Origin of the sequence: Bradyrhizobium genosp. P (assembly GCF_049949265.1) — a bacterium.
Classification (GTDB): Bacteria; Pseudomonadota; Alphaproteobacteria; order Rhizobiales; family Xanthobacteraceae; genus Bradyrhizobium.
The window spans coordinates 8,827,304-8,842,443 of the sequence record NZ_CP188195.1 but is presented as its reverse complement, the minus strand read 5'-3'; the positions used below and the strand labels follow the sequence as shown (position 1 = coordinate 8,842,443).

The 15,140-nt window shown below is 60.3% G+C and carries 16 protein-coding genes and 1 pseudogene; 3 read left to right on the top strand and 14 right to left on the bottom strand.

Annotated elements, in window-relative coordinates:
* Positions 1-4 precede the first annotated feature (4 nt).
* Together ACP2YO_RS42430 and ACP2YO_RS42425 are read left to right on the top strand one after the other, a co-directional pair.
* Entirely contained in the window at positions 5-823 is an 819-nt protein-coding gene (locus tag ACP2YO_RS42430; protein WP_426437125.1) for an SDR family NAD(P)-dependent oxidoreductase, read from the top strand.
* 42 nt (positions 824-865) lie between these two features.
* Positions 866-1,471: an NADPH-dependent FMN reductase gene (locus ACP2YO_RS42425; protein ID WP_426437124.1), complete on the top strand. Its 606-nt coding sequence runs from the start codon at positions 866-868 to the stop codon at positions 1,469-1,471.
* Between the two features lie 282 nt (positions 1,472-1,753).
* Here ACP2YO_RS42425 and ACP2YO_RS42420 read toward each other — a convergent pair whose 3' ends face one another.
* From ACP2YO_RS42420 to ACP2YO_RS42395, 6 genes and pseudogenes are all read right to left on the bottom strand, one after another.
* Entirely contained in the window at positions 1,754-2,962 is a 1,209-nt protein-coding gene (locus ACP2YO_RS42420; protein ID WP_426437123.1) for an MFS transporter, read from the bottom strand.
* A 243-nt stretch (positions 2,963-3,205) separates the two neighbouring features.
* Complete coding sequence (locus tag ACP2YO_RS42415) at positions 3,206-3,907, bottom strand: NAD(P)H-flavin reductase (protein ID WP_426443455.1); 702 nt, start codon at positions 3,905-3,907, stop codon at positions 3,206-3,208.
* 165 nt (positions 3,908-4,072) lie between these two features.
* Positions 4,073-4,237 (bottom strand): annotated as a pseudogene (locus tag ACP2YO_RS42410) (2Fe-2S iron-sulfur cluster-binding protein); the annotation flags it as partial.
* Positions 4,234-5,223 (bottom strand): PdxA family dehydrogenase, encoded by a 990-nt coding sequence (locus ACP2YO_RS42405; RefSeq protein ID WP_426437122.1) that lies wholly within the window; start codon positions 5,221-5,223, stop codon positions 4,234-4,236. The pseudogene ACP2YO_RS42410 and the gene ACP2YO_RS42405, both read right to left, overlap by 4 nt.
* The gene (locus ACP2YO_RS42400; protein ID WP_426437121.1) at positions 5,220-5,690 is read right to left on the bottom strand and encodes an aromatic-ring-hydroxylating dioxygenase subunit beta; all 471 of its coding nucleotides are present in this window, start codon (positions 5,688-5,690) and stop codon (positions 5,220-5,222) included. The genes ACP2YO_RS42405 and ACP2YO_RS42400 overlap by 4 nt, the downstream gene beginning before the upstream one ends.
* Positions 5,691-5,700: 10 nt before the next feature.
* Entirely contained in the window at positions 5,701-6,957 is a 1,257-nt protein-coding gene (locus ACP2YO_RS42395; RefSeq protein WP_426437120.1) for an aromatic ring-hydroxylating dioxygenase subunit alpha, read from the bottom strand.
* A gap of 33 nt (positions 6,958-6,990) precedes the next feature.
* On the opposite strand from ACP2YO_RS42395, the gene ACP2YO_RS42390 reads away from it, so the two are divergent.
* Positions 6,991-7,851, top strand: a complete 861-nt coding sequence (locus ACP2YO_RS42390) for an IclR family transcriptional regulator domain-containing protein (RefSeq protein WP_426437119.1) — start codon at positions 6,991-6,993, stop codon at positions 7,849-7,851.
* Positions 7,852-7,884: 33 nt separating this feature from the next.
* Here the strand turns inward: ACP2YO_RS42390 and ACP2YO_RS42385 are convergent, their stop codons facing one another.
* From ACP2YO_RS42385 to ACP2YO_RS42350, 8 genes are all read right to left on the bottom strand, one after another.
* Positions 7,885-8,067 (bottom strand): hypothetical protein, encoded by a 183-nt coding sequence (locus ACP2YO_RS42385; RefSeq protein ID WP_426437118.1) that lies wholly within the window; start codon positions 8,065-8,067, stop codon positions 7,885-7,887.
* Between the two features lie 428 nt (positions 8,068-8,495).
* Positions 8,496-8,963 (bottom strand): hypothetical protein, encoded by a 468-nt coding sequence (locus ACP2YO_RS42380; RefSeq protein ID WP_426437117.1) that lies wholly within the window; start codon positions 8,961-8,963, stop codon positions 8,496-8,498.
* The gene (locus ACP2YO_RS42375) at positions 8,963-9,511 is read right to left on the bottom strand and encodes a DUF2478 domain-containing protein (protein WP_426437116.1); all 549 of its coding nucleotides are present in this window, start codon (positions 9,509-9,511) and stop codon (positions 8,963-8,965) included. The genes ACP2YO_RS42380 and ACP2YO_RS42375 overlap by 1 nt, the downstream gene beginning before the upstream one ends.
* Positions 9,511-10,530, bottom strand: coding sequence for a GTP 3',8-cyclase MoaA (gene moaA / locus ACP2YO_RS42370; RefSeq protein WP_426443454.1), 1,020 nt, complete (start codon positions 10,528-10,530; stop codon positions 9,511-9,513). The genes ACP2YO_RS42375 and moaA overlap by 1 nt, the downstream gene beginning before the upstream one ends.
* A 66-nt stretch (positions 10,531-10,596) precedes the next feature.
* Positions 10,597-10,953 (bottom strand): cupin domain-containing protein, encoded by a 357-nt coding sequence (locus ACP2YO_RS42365; RefSeq protein ID WP_426437115.1) that lies wholly within the window; start codon positions 10,951-10,953, stop codon positions 10,597-10,599.
* Between the two features lie 197 nt (positions 10,954-11,150).
* On the bottom strand, positions 11,151-12,527 hold the full coding sequence (locus ACP2YO_RS42360) for an FAD-dependent oxidoreductase (RefSeq protein ID WP_426437114.1): 1,377 nt from the start codon (positions 12,525-12,527) through the stop codon (positions 11,151-11,153).
* Positions 12,528-12,532: 5 nt separating this feature from the next.
* Positions 12,533-12,835 (bottom strand): DUF362 domain-containing protein, encoded by a 303-nt coding sequence (locus tag ACP2YO_RS42355; protein ID WP_426437113.1) that lies wholly within the window; start codon positions 12,833-12,835, stop codon positions 12,533-12,535.
* A 70-nt stretch (positions 12,836-12,905) separates the two neighbouring features.
* Positions 12,906-15,065, bottom strand: a complete 2,160-nt coding sequence (locus ACP2YO_RS42350) for a molybdopterin-containing oxidoreductase family protein (RefSeq protein ID WP_426437112.1) — start codon at positions 15,063-15,065, stop codon at positions 12,906-12,908.
* Positions 15,066-15,140 lie beyond the last annotated feature (75 nt).

Below are 15,140 nucleotides of genomic sequence, written 5' to 3'. Positions count from 1 at the left end.
AGTGATGAAGGCGGACGAGCTATTTAACGTAAGCAACGATGTCGTGGCGATCACCGGCGCGGCCAGCGGGATTGGTCTGGCGATCGCGGAGGTCTTGGCCGCCAATCGTGCTAGGCTGGCTCTCTTTGACATCGATAAGGCAGCGCTGGCAACTGTTTCGAATGCGCTCGCCCAGACCGGGGTGGAGGTCTTCGCAAGATCAATTGATTTGCGTGACCGCTCCGCGCTAAGAGAGGCGTTTGATGCGGCGGTTGGTCACTATGGAGTCCTCGACACGGTATTCGCCAACGCAGGCATCGGCGCAGGCCCAGGCTTTGCTGGCCTTGAGGGGACCCGTTATCCGGGGGGCGCACTTGAAGCGATCACTGACCGCCATTGGGACGATGTCATCGCGGTGAACCTCAGTGGAGCATTTGCGACAATTCAGGCTGCGATCCGACATATGAAGCCGCGTCGTACGGGGCGCATCATCGTCACCACGTCGATCGCCTCGTTTCGCAACCAAGCCTGGATTGGCACACCGTATATGCCGGCAAAGGCTGGCGCAGCTCATTTAGTCAGGCAGGCCGCTCTGGAACTCGCTGAGTTCAACATCACGGTGAATGCAATTGCGCCAGGGGCTTTCGCCACCAACATTGGGGGTGGTCGGCTAAAGTCCTCGGAAGTTGCTGCAATAGTCAGCAGGGGAATTCCCTTGGGGCGGATCGCCGATCCCCGAGATGTCCAGGGGCTCGCCCTTTTTCTCGCGTCCAAAGCTGCAAGTTTCGTTACTGGAGCCGAAATCCCGATCGATGGTGGAGCATCGCTCGGGAGGACTTCCTGAGATTCGACGGGTTCGGCTTGGTTCGGCATGTGAGGTGACGCTATGACAAAACCGTATATCGTGGGAATTGGCGGTACGACGCGGGCAGGTTCGTCGACCCAAAAGGCGTTAGCGCTGTGTCTGCGTGAAGTGGCCTCACTGGGCGGGGAAACGCACCTGGTGAGCGGCGTCGATCTAGACTTGCCTCCATACACACCTGGTGCCAAGCTTCCTGTTGCCGCGCAGAGCATCGTGGCCGAGCTCCGTCGCGCCGACGGTGTGATCGTGGGCACGCCGGGCTATCACGGTGGGATCTCAGGCCTCGTCAAAAACGCGCTCGACTACGTCGAGGAACTCAGGTCGGACGCAAGGCCCTATTTGGAGGGACGAGCTGTCGGCTGTGTTGTGACCGCGGCAGGTGAGCAAGGCGCCGTTTCGACGTTGCTGGCGCTTCGTTCGGTTGTCCACGCCCTACGAGGATGGCCGACCCCATTGGGAGCTGCGATCGTCACTGTTGGCGAGACGTTTGACGATTCGGGAGAATGCCTGTCTGAAAAAATCGACGTGCAGCTAAGGACACTGTCACAGCAGGTTCTCCTCTATGCAAACCTGCAACGATGTGAGGTTCAGTCCGGTGCAGACTTGCTCAAATGCCCACCGTTCGGGTGAGTGATTCTCCAACGCAATGTGCGCCCTTACTGTGTGTCTCAGCGAACTTCGCTTACGGGAGCGCCATGCCAACAGTCGACTTCCTAAAAGAGATCGAAAGGTTGGCAAGTGAAGGTCGGTGCACAAAGAACTTACATAATGTGATCTCGTCTGTGAATCGACGCCGAATTATGACCCCGGCATCACCAAACGAATCAAAGAGTTACGTGCCGATCGGCGTCGGAACCCGCGCCGATTCACAATCTGGCCGACGCGCAGCCGACCTGCAAGGCGGTCCCGAGCTCATTCAATCTTCGCTTTAGCGCCATCCCGCCCACACCAATATCCGAGCAAGAGGATGAGCAACCCGGCGATCAGCATCGGGATCCCGGCAACATAGAGAATGTGCTGCGCGCTGAGGTGATACGCGAGCAAGACGCCAATCAACAGCGGGCCGCCAATGCCGCCTAATCTGCCGATCCCGAGAGCCCAGCCCACGCCCGTAGATCTGATCGAGGTCGGATAATAAATCGCCGCCAGCGCGATCACGCTCTTCTGCCCGCCGCTGATGCAAAAGCCGGCGCAGAATGCGGTCGCGACCATTATCCAGCTCGGTTTGTCGATCGAATAGCCGAACAAGACAACAAACAGAACGCCAGCCAGATAAACCGTCGCAAGAGAGCCATAGGGGCCAATGCGATCCATCGCCGGTCCGATCGCGAATGCGGCGACAATACCGCCGACCGTGGTCATGGTGGTGGCGAGCGCGACTGTGTTGAGAGAATGACCGACATTCGTCAGCATGGACGGCAGCCAGCTTTGTAGCGCGTAGAATTCGGCGAGATTGAGCATGAACACGACCCAGATCACCAGCGTTCCAGTAGCGCGGCCGGACGAGAACAGACTTCCAACCGCGCTGCGCCGCTCAGCCGCCTCGGTGACGAACTGCGTCGGCCCCTGCACTGGCAACGCACGATCAACTCGACGCACCACACGCCAGACGGCATCCGGTTTCGCGTTCGTGCGGATCAGGAAGTCCAGCGACTCGGGTAAGAACATCAGCGTCAGGATCGCGACGACAATGGGCGCGGCCGCGCCGATCCACAGCATCGATCGCCAGCCATATTCAGGGATAGCCCAGGCTGCGACCGCGCCGGCTGCGACGAATCCGAGCGAGAAGCCGCAGTAGATCGCCAACACGAACGTCGCGCGCAAGCGAGCGGGACTAAATTCTGTCGTCAATGCGATGGCGCTGGGCACCACCGACCCCAGCGCAATGCCGGTCAAGAAACGCAGCGCGATCAATTCGGTGACATTGGTCGCGAAAATCGTAGCGAATGTGAGTAAGGCGAAAGCAAAGGTGCTGATGATGACGAGCTTGCGATGGCCGAACCGATCCGAAAACGGCGAGACGAGCAAATAGCCCACCATCAACCCGGTCAGCGCCGACGAAAAGATCGGACCAAGAAGCTGCTTGGTGAGCCCCCACTCTTTTGCGATCGACGGCGCCATGTAGCTGATGGCCTGCGTATCGAAGCCATCGAGGAACATGACGAGACCGCACAACAGGACAATTCCGTACTGTGTGATGCCGGTGCGACGCGAATTGATCAAGGATGGGACGTCAAAAGCAACCTCCGTACCAATCATTTCCTCACCTCTGCTCGCCAAATTACTCTTGGCCCGATTTGTTCTTTATTGATGACCGCGCGGCGATCGCGTCGCGCTGCAGGCACGAAGAACGCGCAAAAATCGTCAGACTGTGGCTTGCAGGACTTGCGACTGGCTTATGTCGGACGATCCACTTGGCACGAACGCATCGGCGTAGAAGCGGTCACTGTGCAATCCACCACGCGTATTGAATTCAGCGCGCGCGGCTTCGATCATCATGGGATTACCGCAGGCATAGACATGTCGGTCCGATAGATCCGGAAGATCCTCAAGCACCGCGGCGTGCACCAGGCCACGACGCCCGCTCCAGTTCGCGTCGGGCTCAGACAGCACTGGAACGAACGTGAACCATGGATAGCGCTTTGCCCACTTCTCGCAGGTCTCCGCGAGATAAAGATCAGCCTTGCTGCGTCCGCCCCAATAGAAGCGCACCTCGCGGCTGAGCCGCCGCCGGATCATGTCGTTGAGAATCGATTTCAAAGGCGCGAAGCCGGTGCCGGTCGCGACAAACACGTAACGCGCTTGATCGTCTTCCCGCAGATGAAAATCACCAAACGGCACCTCGACCTCGAGCTTGTCGTCGAGTTGCAGGGAGGCCAGCACTGTTTCGGAGAACGCGCCGCCGGGCACGTGCCGAATGTGCAGCTGCACCCCGTCACTCTCCTGCGGAGGGTTGGCCATTGAAAAGCTGCGCTCGTTGCCATCCGGCGCGCGGATGCGGAGATACTGCCCCGCCTTGAACTTGGCGCGAATGCTGGCCGGAAAACGCAATTGCAGAATGGCCACATCATCCGCCGGGCGCGATATGCGGAAGACCCGAGCCTGGAGTTTCTTTCGCGCCGACGGATCGTGGCGCTGGATCTGGCGAGGCCGGATGGTGAGATCGCTCTTGGCGGTGGCCGTGCAGAACAGAACCTTGCCAGTCGGACCTGTCATGTCCTTCGAGCGCTGTTTGACATCGCCCTTGCTCAGAAAGCCTTCGCAGGATGCACAGACGCCCTTCCTGCAGGAATAAGGCATCGTATATCCCGCACGCTCCGCTGCGACGAGGACGGTTTCGCCGTCATTGCATGTGAAGCTGATGTCGGCGTCTTCGACCGCGATTGTGTGCGTCATGCCGTTTCCTTGAATTGATTGGCACCTGCGACAAGCTCGATGCAGCGCAGGACGGGCGCCGGATCGGCAATGCCCTTTCCCGCGATGTCGAAGGCACTGCCGTGGCCGACGCTTGAAAACATTAATCCGGCGCCGATCGACATCGCTGCCGAATTGCGGCCCGCAAGTAACTTGATCGGTATGTGTCCTTGATCGTGATACATCGCCACGAACGCATCGAAGCCTTGCTGACCAACCATGAGATCGGCGCCCACCGGTCCCTCGATATCAATGCCTTCGGCCTTTAGCCGCTCAATCAGCGGCTTGACGATGCGGTCGTCATCATCGCCAAAGAGACCGCCTTCGCCTGCGTGGGGATTGATGCCGAAGACACCAAGCCGGGGACGTGCAATACCAAGATTGCGCAAGGCATCAATGGTCGTGCGAACGGCGCGCTCGATCAGCACCGGCGTGATCCGATCGAGGGCATCGAACAGCCGCTCATGCAGGGTGACGTGCACGATGCGCAAGCCGGCACCGACCAGCATGAGGAACACCTCATCTTCCGGCACCTTCTTCAGCTGCGCCAGCAGGCTCGGATAACCGGAGAACTTGATACCGGCGGCATTGACGTTGGTCTCGGAGTGCGGACACGCCACGATACTGTGGGCACGCCCTTGCTCCATGAGATCGAGCCCGGCTTCAACATAAGCGACGGTGGCGCGACCACCCTCCGCACGTCCTTGCCCCGGCGTGAAAGCCGCAGCATCCAATGCTACTACAGGATAATAAAGTAGCGTCCGCTCATCAGTGGGCGACCCGGCCTGCGTCAGCGTCCGGCCGGGCGCGAATTTGTCTGCGTAGAAGCGGATGACATGCTCATCGCCAACCAGAATGGGCGACGAGCCCGGCTGCGCTTCCACGCACAACACGGCGGCCTTCACAGCGATTTCAGGGCCGATGCCATTGGGATCGCCAATGGTCAGCGCTATGGCTTTGGACGTCATAATGGGAGCGCCAGCAGTGTATCGATCCGCGAACTATCACACACCACCGTGCGCTCGTTCAGTTTCGCCGCGCCGTCCTCGATCTCGTAGACATCAAAATAGCGACCCGTGGCATAGATCGATGTATCGCCATCCTGCAGAATGCGCGCCACCATGAAGGGTGTCTCGCTTGTCACCTTCGCGCCGTCTTCCGAGAGGATCGACGGCAAGCCGAGGATGTGGCGATAAGTCTGACGCTCATAAATATTGGCTTCGCGCAAGGCGGAAACACGATCGGTCAGCATGCCGCGCGAATTGGCGAACACGATGCCTGCTTCAAGGCCGTCGCGGTAGTTCGATGCGGTCGTGATCTTGTAGAGGCACGGGCCGTGAAACAGGCTCGGCCATTCCTCAAGACGATCGTCATCGATGCAGCGCGCGTAATCGGCCTGCGCCTTGGTGATATATTGCAGAGAGTTACCGTACATGGCGTTTTCCTTAGATTCCCATGTTGGCGCGATACGCCTTCCAGAAGCCGCGTACCGACGCCTCGGTCACCCTACTCTCGCTGCTGTTGGCCTCAGAGCCGCCCATTTCGAGTACCGCCTGAGCGTCGCTTGCACCCGCAATGCCGCGCTGCACGAAGCCGCCGACACACCCGTCTTCCATCGAGATGTACCCGGCGGGGCCCACGAGGTTGGCCTGCTTCAAGCGCGTTAGGCGCTGCTCCGGCGTATCGTCAGCGAAGCCGAGATAGGTCCAGTTCAGATCAGTTTTGTCGACCGCGCGCGGCAAGATCTGGCGCACAGCGATTGCGTTCTGGATCTGCTGCAGCACAAAGGTCGGAAATACCGACAGGATCTGCAGCGTGCAGCCGTCGTGGTATTCGTCGAAGCTTTCGAGCAGGGTCGGATCGGCGAGCTTGTACTCGCTCTCAGAGCGCAATTGCTGCTTGGCGTAGTCAACGTCCTTGTCCGCCTCACGATCGATCGCTGAGTAGCTGACGTGATGTCCGCCACTCTCATCAACGATGATGCCGCCTTTCATCGACAACCGGTTCAATTCGAAGGTCGTGAAGAAGAGATGCAGGATGCTGGCGTGATAGGAGTCCTTGACGTTCTCCATGTAGAGCTTCCAGTTGTTCGGAAGCACTTGAGTGAACCGCCCGAGCACCACCGGGGTGCGGCCGCCGAGCACCCGCTCGATGCGGTTCATGATTTCCTCACCGAGATATTCCTCGATCGAAGGCACGTCTTCGGAGAATGAACCAAAGATCAGGCCGTGAAGGATCGCGATGCGCAGCTTGCGCGGACCGTGCTGCTCCATCTTGAAGGAGTCCGGCATGCCGCCCTTGCCCTTGATACCGTCCTTGAAAGCGACGCCAGTCAAATTGCCCTGCGGGTCATAGTTCCAGGCGTGATACACGCAGCTGAAATCCTTGCGATGCTTGCCGCGATTTTCCAGGCAGATCAACGCGCCGCGATGTGCGCAGCGATTCTCGAAAGCGTAGATTTCTTTGTCGGTGTCGCGCGTGACGATGACGGGCGTGTCCCCGATGTTCGTGGTGAGAAAATCGCCCGGCTCCGCCAGATCAACTTCCAGTGCAAGATAATGCCAGTTCGCCCCCTGGAAGATCTTGCGCTGCTCCTCGGCGTAAACCGATTGATCCTGAAACACCCAATACGGAACCCGGGTGAGACCTTCCGGCCAAGAGGCTGGGTTCGCTGCTTCCGGCGGCAAAACGATCTTATTCATCGGCGTCCCCTAGCGGTTGACTTGAGTAGGAGTATGTTCGAATATCGAACATATAGTCGAATTGCGAACACGTTGAGCCCTTCTAAATCGGCTGTCAAGGCGAGCTTGGCTATGGCAATTGCAGAACCCAAAGAGAAGAAGCAGGAAGGAATGGCGGGGCTCGCGAAGGGCCTTGCGATAATCCAGGCGTTCTCCGTGTATCCTGTGATGAGTGTTGCGGACGCTGCACGTGCGTCAGGCGCCACACGCGCCGCAGCACGCAGATGCCTCCTCACCCTGGTCGAGTTGAATTACCTGGAGTTATCAGGACGCGACTTCCGTCCCCTGCCGCGGTTGCGGAGGTTGGGCGGCATGATGTCCGAGCGTGATAAACTCGCGCACCTTGCGCAGCCGCTGCTGGAGCGCGCCCGCGACGAAGTCGCGGAATCGGTTTCGCTGGCGGTACTGGACGACGATCAATCGCTCTTCATTGCGCGCGCGCAAGCCGAACACTACGTCCAGACCGGCGTTCGCGTCGGCGCTTATCTGCCGCTCTATTGCTCGGCGACGGGCCGCATCCTCCTCTGCCGCCATCCCGATGTCGACATCACGCGACGGTTAAACCGGCATCCGATGAGCGCGCGCTCGCCGCGAACCCTGACCGCGATCCCGGAGATTCTGTCTGTGATCCGGACCGCCGCGAAGAACGGCTATGCCATCAGCGATGAGGAACTGGCGCCAGGTATCAGATCGATGGCTGTCCCGGTGTTTGTCGCCAACGGTGACATCGTCGCCGCCGTCAGCGCGAGTGCGGCCTCGGCCCGCGTCAAAATCAGCGATCTGCGCAAACATCTGCTGCCCGTGCTACTCAACTGCGCGAACCAGATCGCACAGCTGTTGAAAGAGCTGCGCTGAAGCACTTTGCCACCGTTCGTACAGCGAAGGCGGTCATCGATACATGATCGGTCCCACGAAGCCTTCGTCCATGTGGTCGAGATGATGGCGTGCACGTAGATCGGCCCGGTCGCGCTGATCGTCCATGCTCTCGCCGTGAACGGCAACGTCGGCGCGGACGGTCTGGTGTTCCCGGAGGACTTGCGCAAATGCGATCCACATCAGTCGGTAATCCAAATTGGCTCCCGCGATGGGTCGCTGGCGGCCAATCGAGCCCACGGCTCGCAAAGCTATGATTTTGATAACTGCGCGTAATCCGGGCTTGTACGGAGGATAGGCATGTGAACACCTCTTCATGGTCGCCAAGAGCTCCGTCCGGGTGAGCCTCACGGAAGGAAGCGCCGCACTTCTGCCGTGGCGCGCGAAGCGTCTTCAGCCAGTCCGATAACGGTCGGCTATCGACTCCTTGGCGAGAGGTAATTTTCCTTTTGACCTTCATAAACGCAATCTTCGGGCCATCGTCGGCCGCCCTCGTGTACGGGCCGAGGCCGGCGTCCCGTTGAACGATCGGAAGGCCAGGAGGTCCGACATGCAGATCAAAGAGACACTCGACGTTTCCTTCCCCGGCGCGGTCGAGAGCCCTCCGCTGGCCCACGTCGTCGTGCTCACGGACGCCGCCGGCGTCTCGCTTGGAGTCCAGCGCGCGGTGCGGAGCGTCCCTTTATCGGCATCACCTTCTTGGGATCGAGCCAGTGGTCGATCCGATCAGCCCAATGCTGCATCAGCTTTGTGCGCGAGCCGATCAGCGCGAGTGGTCCGTGCTTCTTGTAGAGCCCTTCCACAGTTGAATTATCGAGATGCGCGAACTGCAGCTCGACGACATCGCCATCCCATGCCTTGGCGTCTTTGATCTCTTCGTGGTGAGACAGGGTGGAGAAGGTGGTCCGGAACCCGTGGGCACAAGGATCAGTCTTGGTGTCAATGCCAAGTAGCCGCAAGCGCTTGTTGAACGTGTTGTTCAATAGCGGTGCGTCCTTCGAGCAGGAAAACGCGTACCGGCGATGGCCGGTCAGCTTCTGAACGATGCGCAGGATTGCGGTGGCTATCGCGCCAACATCTAGCAATCGGCTCATCAACGCTGCCCGGTCGAAGGCGGGCAGCCAGCGGTTCGGGACAGCCAGTCGTCGACCTCCCAGGAGTGATGGAGCTCGATCGACAGGTCTCCCGCGAATTCACGCCAGGCGGACAGATTGCGCTTCGGAACGCCGATGACGGCGGGAATCCCGTCGAAGATAGCCTGTGCGATCAATTCGCGCATGCCCACGCTTTCCGCCTCGACCTTGCCGAATTTGTTCAGCACCAGAAGCTTCGGGCCCTTCGCTAGATCTTGCCCGAGCTGCGCCACGACCTGAAGCATGGCGTCCTCGTCCAGCTTACATCCCCTCGATGCGGGGCACCGGTCCACGAAGATCGACGTCTGTTCGCCGGTCGCCAGATTCACGAACAGCATGTGGCAGCGATGGACGGAGCCGCCGATCCTACGCTGAATGATTCCAGCCAATGGGAAGCCCGCTTTGCGACAGCGCACAATCACTTCCATCAGGATGTCGTCCGGATAGGCCTGTTCGTCGTAGACGATGGCCGCAAGCCTCCGGCATCGGCTGGCCACGATCGCGTCCATCAGCCACCCGTCGCGGACATGTGCCGGCTGAGCGCTGGCGACTGCCCGCGCCGCTCGATCACAAAATCGTGCCCGAAAGGCTTTCGTCTCATCGCGTCGTCGATGGCTTCGTTCAACAACGCGTCGGAAGGCGAAGCCCGGACCGCCTGCCGTAGATCGACCCGGCCGTCTCTGCCGAGGCACATGTAGAGCATCCCGTCGCATGAGACCCGGACCCGATTGCAGGTCTCGCAGAAATTGTGCGTCAGCGGGGTTATCAATCCCAGACGGCCGCCAGTCTCGGCTATCCGGACGTATCGTGCAGGACCACCCGTCGTCTCGGTCAGACCTACGAGAGTATAGCGCTTTTCGAACCGGGACCGGACCAGTGACAACGGGACGTATCGGTCCGTTCGGTCCTCGCCGGTATCGCCCAACGGCATGGTCTCGATGAGGGTGATGTCCATGCCCCTCTCGTGCGACCACTCGACCAAGTCCTCAAGGACTTCTTCGTTGAGGCCCCGCAGCGCGACCGTGTTGATCTTCACCTTGAGGCCCGCAGTGCGGGCGGCTGCAATGCCATCGAGTACGACGGCCAAGTCGCCACCGCGGGTGACCTTCTTGAAGGTCGCGGGGTCGAGCGTATCAAGCGATACGTTGATCCGTCGGACGCCGCATGCTGCGAGGCTATCTGCGTATCTGGACAGTTGGGTTCCGTTGGTCGTGAGCGTCAGTTCCTGAAGTTCGCCCGATCTGACGTGACGCGAAAGACTCCGGACGAGATCCATGAGGCCGCGGCGCACCAGCGGCTCGCCTCCGGTCAGACGCAACTTTCGGACGCCTCGTGCGATGAAGGCGGAGCACACCCGGTCCAGTTCGTCGAGTGTAAGAAGATCCTTCTTGGGAAGGAAAGTCATCTCAGTCGACATGCAATAGACGCAGCGGAGATCGCAACGATCCGTCACGGAAACGCGCAAGTAAGTGACGGTCCGGGCGAAGCCGTCGATGAGCGGCCGGCTGGTGGCGGGGGAGAACGGCATGTTCACGCGACGTACCTCACGGGTAGCGAAGCCTGGCGGACGTCGGGACGCGCGCCAGGCGACCGATCATTTCAGCTTGATGGTGAAGTGCTTGAATACTTCCTTCTCGATCTTCCAGGTGCCGACGAAGCCCTTTTCGACCACGAAGGCGTCGCCGGCCTTGACCGTCACCGGCTCGCCGCCTTCCGGCGTGATCGTGATCTGGCCTTCGATCATGTGCACGAATTCGGGAGCGGCATAGGTTGCGTGATAGGTGCCCGGGGTGGCGCCCCACCAGCCCGAGATCGACGAACCATCGTCGGCCGTGTATTCGATCCAGGTCTTCATGGTCGGATTGCCGTCGACCTTCTTCCATCCCTCCAGATCCGTCTCGATCGGCTTCGCAGCCTTGACGCCAAATTTCGATACTTTCTTGTTTGCCACGCGACATGTCCTCTCGGTGATTTGCGCGCCGATTCCAGCGAGCGATGCGGTTGCAGGACCGCAGCCGCGACGATGCCGTCGGGCCGTCCTGCCCTCTATTTCCGGTGCTGGGTTGCCGCTGAGCAGGGCCAGTGACCGAACGACTCATGGTGCCAGCGAAAGAGGCACGATATTAGAGTGCGAGCGAGGCTCTCGCTTCAGCCAGCGGCGGCGACGTCGATCATTTCCACCACGCGCGTGAATTTCTCGCGCGGCTTTTCGGCCTGGCGTCCCATCGCGCATTCGGCGGCGTCGATCTTGAGCCATTCCGGCAACCCAATGACGCGAGAGCTCCGGCGAAGAATCGAATCCAGAAGTCGGCCGCGCCCTTGCGGCGACTTCGCCGGGCTGAGCGGAAAGTCTTCCAAGATCTGCTGCACCGTCTCAATGCTGTCGGCGCGGTTGGTGCCGATGATTCCCGTTGGCCCGCGCTTGAGCCAGCCGGTCACGTATAGTCCGTCGACGGCGGCGCCTTCGGACTCGACGCGACCCTTGCGGTTCGGAACGATGCCGCGGCGGAAGTCGAACGGCAGGCGCTCCAAGGGCTGACCCCGGTAGCCGATGCTGCCGAAGACCAGGCCGCACTCGATGCCAACAAGCTCCTCCGTGGGGGCGGCGGTCTGCTCGAACGGAGCGCCTAAAAGCACATTTTTCCGAAAGACTAACCGATCGACTTTTCCGGCAGCGCCCTCAAGGCGCTCGGGACTGAGACAGAAATGGAAAATCAGCTTGCGCGCTGTCGGAGCGTGTTCGCTGTCGCACAACCCCCGAAAGAACTGCACGTTCTGTAGCGCGTTGAGGTTCGACTTGTCCGCAAGCTCAGCCTCACAGGCCGAACCGATTTCTATCATATCGCCGTGGGCGACGGCCCGGCACTTCGGGATATGGGCCAAGCCACGCAGTTCGCGCGTCGTGAATTTCGCCTGGGCCGGCCCCCGCCTGCCGACCAGGTGCACTTCGCGAATCCTACTCTCGGAGAGCGCCTTTAGCGCATGCGCGGCGATGTCAGTCCGGCGCAGGTCGTCGGCCGGCTGCAGCAGGATGCGCGCCACATCGGCCGCCACGTTGCCGTGCCCCACGACGACGGCCGTTTCTTGACTGAGATCGAACAAGCTGTCCCGAAAATCGGGATGCCCGTTGTACCAGCCCACGAACTCGGTCGCGGAATGGCTGTTGGCGAGATCCTCTCCGGCGATGCCCATCTTGCGGTCTGCGCTGGCTCCGTAGGCAAGGACGACGCCGTCGTAAGCTTGCAGCAGATCGTCGATCGACATGTCGGCGCCGATGTTCACGTTCCCGAGAAAATGAAATGTCTCGGACCTCATGATCTTGTCGAAGACGAGCGTGACCTGCTTGAGCTTCGGATGATCCGGCGCGACGCCGCTGCGGACCAGTCCGTACGGCGTCGGCAACCGCTCATACATGTCGATCACGATGTCCGACGATGCGTTCAGGAGGGCCTCGGCGGCGTAGAAGCCGCTCGGTCCGCTGCCGACGATTGCGACGTGCCTTTTCATGCGCTTGGCCTCAACCATGATACTCAGAAACCGAGTTCGGCTTGGCGGGCAGCCGCCCACGGTAGAGGAGACCGCTTCGCCGAAATCACGGGCAGAGCCCTCGAACGGCTTCTGTTCAGTTCAAGCAGCTCCCGCTCGTCGTCGGGCTCTAAGACTTCGTGGATGGCCTGCACCGGACAGGGCGGGATACAGGCCCCGCAATCGATGCAAGTGTCTGGATCGATGTAGCTGCGTTCGTCATCGGCATGAAAGGCTTGGACCGGACAATGCTCCACGCAGTCTGTGAAGAGACATCGACTGCAATTGTCCGTTACGACGTGTGGCATGATCTTTAGACCTCAACGTTATCCGAAGGTCGGGACCGTCGAGCGGATGCCGATCGACGGTCCCGAGGGATCAAGCGATCGCTTCCACCTGGACGCGGTTGTCGGAATAGACGCCGGCCTGCCCGAGGTTCGCGTGGCGGGGTGCGGTGGTCGAGTTGACCGCTGTCCCGGTCCTGTTGAGACCCGGCCAGTGTCCGACATTCGTAACGATGAGACCCGCACCGACGTCCTCAGTGAGATCGGCCTTGGCCTCGAAGTTACCGCGCTCGTTGAAGACTCGCACGTATGTGCCTTGGGCGATCGACCGCATGGCGGCGTCTGCGGGGTTGATCATGATCCGCTGCTCGCCTTGCCGTTTCATCTGCGGGGTCTCGTTGCCGTACTGCGTGTTGAGGAACGCGTGCGGCTTCGGCGAGATCAGGTTGAGCGGGAATTGGGGCGACTTATCCGGCCCGCGCGTGTTGGCTTCGTGCGGAGGGATATAATTCGGAACGGGATCGACGTAGCCTCCGACCTGCATCTCGGTGTATCCGGACCGCCAGACGTCCAACACCATGTTGCCGCCTTCCGCCATGCTCGACTTGAACTCGCACTTGCCCGACGGCGTCTTGAAGTTTCCTTCCGCGTGAGGCGCCCTGACATCCGGCATGCCGATGTTCAGGCGCTTCCATCCTTCCTTCTTGAGAAGGTCGAGGGTGATGCCTTCGAGCGCGGGCGAACTCCAATCATACGAAAGCGTTAACCACTCGTCGTCCGTAAGATCCCAATAGTCGTCGTTGAATCCCATCGTCTTCGCCAGCTTGCGGAAAAGGTCGATGTTCGCGACGCATTCTCCGGGAGCGGGGATCGCAGGCTGGTTGAGCATGATGTATAGGTGCCCCCAGGTCACCATGATGTCGTACTGCTCGGCCTGCATGGTCGACGGAAGCAGAATGTCGGCGTATCTCGCAGTGTCCGTGATGAAGAGTTCGCTGCAGACCATGAAGAGATCTTCCCGCTGAAGTCCCCTGACCAGTTCGCCCGCGTCCGGCGCCTGCGAAACCGGATTCGAGTTGTAGACGAAGACCGACTTGATCGGCGGATCCAGCTTCATCTTGCCGGTAAGTGCAGCGCCGAGATCCAGTTCGTTGATGACGCGCGTCCCCGGCTTGATCCAATCGGGTCTCGACACGTGAGCCACGCTCATTGGGAATTCGTAGATCGGCATCTCGACAGCTCCGCCGCCGACGTGTCGCCACGCGCCGATCAGCGCGGGCAGGCACGTGATCGCCCGAACCGCGTCTCCCCCGCCGGGGCAGCGCTCGACGGCGACGCCTTCGCGGATCGCCGCGGGCGGTGTCGTCGCGTATTCGCGCGCGAGCTTGAGGATGTCCGCGACGGGAATGCCGGTGATCTCCGAGACCTTCTCCACGGAAAATTCGGCGGTGCGGGCCTTCAGCTCTTCGTAGCCGAGCGTGTATTTCTCGACGTAGTCGTAATCGACGAGACCTTCCTGGATGATGATGTTCATCATGCCGAGCGCTAAGGCGGCGTCGGTGCCCGGCTTGATCGCTATGTGCCAATCGGCTTGCTTGGCCGTGCGCGACTTGAACGGATCAATCACGACGATCTTCGCCCCTTTCGCTTTCGCCTCCAGAACGAATGGCCAAGCGTGCAGGTTCGTCGAGACCATGTTCATGCCCCACACGATGATGTACTTCGCGTAGGCAAGACTTTCAACGTCGAGACCGCCGGTCGGGCCGACCGTCATGACCCATGCCGTCGACGAACCTGACTCGCAGTAGGTCTTCTCCGCGACGGTCGAGCCCAGACGGTTGAAGAAGGCATCGCCGGCCGTCAAGCCATTCGCAGTCCCCTGGTTGCCGAGATAGGCGTGCGGCATGATCGCCGTGCTTCCGTACTGGTCAATGATCTCCGTCCACTTGGTCTTGATCGTGGTTAGCGCCTCGTCCCAGCTGATGCGTTCGTACTGTCCGGATCCTTTCGGTCCCGTCCGCTTCATCGGGTAGAGGATGCGGTCCGGATTGTAGTGATGCTCCGCGAAATCCTTGAGCTTCACGCAGAGACCGCCGCGCGTCATCGGGTGATCGGGGTCACCCGTCACCTCGACGAGCTTGTCGTCCTTGACGTGGTAGATGAAGGCACAGGTATCGGGGCAATCCTGCGGGCATGCACCGCGAACGGTTCTGGTAGAGGCTTGAACGGACATGGTAGAGGCTTGAACGGACATGGCGACACTCCTATCGGCAAGAGTCAGGCCCGGACTTCGTTGAAGAGGGGACATATTCCCCATCGTCCGCGCTAT

What these genes read in the sequence shown, in the direction of transcription:
- ACP2YO_RS42395 (WP_426437120.1), bottom strand. Translation starts at nt 6,957, where the DNA reads ATGAATAAGATCGTTTTGCCGCCGGAAGCAGCGAACCCAGCCTCTTGG.
- ACP2YO_RS42375 (WP_426437116.1), bottom strand. Translation starts at nt 9,511, where the DNA reads ATGGACGCGATCGTGGCCAGCCGATGCCGGAGGCTTGCGGCCATCGTC.
- ACP2YO_RS42405 (WP_426437122.1), bottom strand. Translation starts at nt 5,223, where the DNA reads ATGACGTCCAAAGCCATAGCGCTGACCATTGGCGATCCCAATGGCATC.
- ACP2YO_RS42425 (WP_426437124.1), top strand. Translation starts at nt 866, where the DNA reads ATGACAAAACCGTATATCGTGGGAATTGGCGGTACGACGCGGGCAGGT.
- ACP2YO_RS42400 (WP_426437121.1), bottom strand. Translation starts at nt 5,690, where the DNA reads ATGTACGGTAACTCTCTGCAATATATCACCAAGGCGCAGGCCGATTAC.
- ACP2YO_RS42380 (WP_426437117.1), bottom strand. Translation starts at nt 8,963, where the DNA reads ATGAGCCGATTGCTAGATGTTGGCGCGATAGCCACCGCAATCCTGCGC.
- ACP2YO_RS42355 (WP_426437113.1), bottom strand. Translation starts at nt 12,835, where the DNA reads ATGCCACACGTCGTAACGGACAATTGCAGTCGATGTCTCTTCACAGAC.
- ACP2YO_RS42390 (WP_426437119.1), top strand. Translation starts at nt 6,991, where the DNA reads ATGTTCGAATATCGAACATATAGTCGAATTGCGAACACGTTGAGCCCT.
- moaA (WP_426443454.1), bottom strand. Translation starts at nt 10,530, where the DNA reads ATGCCGTTCTCCCCCGCCACCAGCCGGCCGCTCATCGACGGCTTCGCC.
- ACP2YO_RS42350 (WP_426437112.1), bottom strand. Translation starts at nt 15,065, where the DNA reads ATGTCCGTTCAAGCCTCTACCATGTCCGTTCAAGCCTCTACCAGAACC.
- ACP2YO_RS42420 (WP_426437123.1), bottom strand. Translation starts at nt 2,962, where the DNA reads ATGGCGCCGTCGATCGCAAAAGAGTGGGGGCTCACCAAGCAGCTTCTT.
- ACP2YO_RS42360 (WP_426437114.1), bottom strand. Translation starts at nt 12,527, where the DNA reads ATGGTTGAGGCCAAGCGCATGAAAAGGCACGTCGCAATCGTCGGCAGC.
- ACP2YO_RS42430 (WP_426437125.1), top strand. Translation starts at nt 5, where the DNA reads ATGAAGGCGGACGAGCTATTTAACGTAAGCAACGATGTCGTGGCGATC.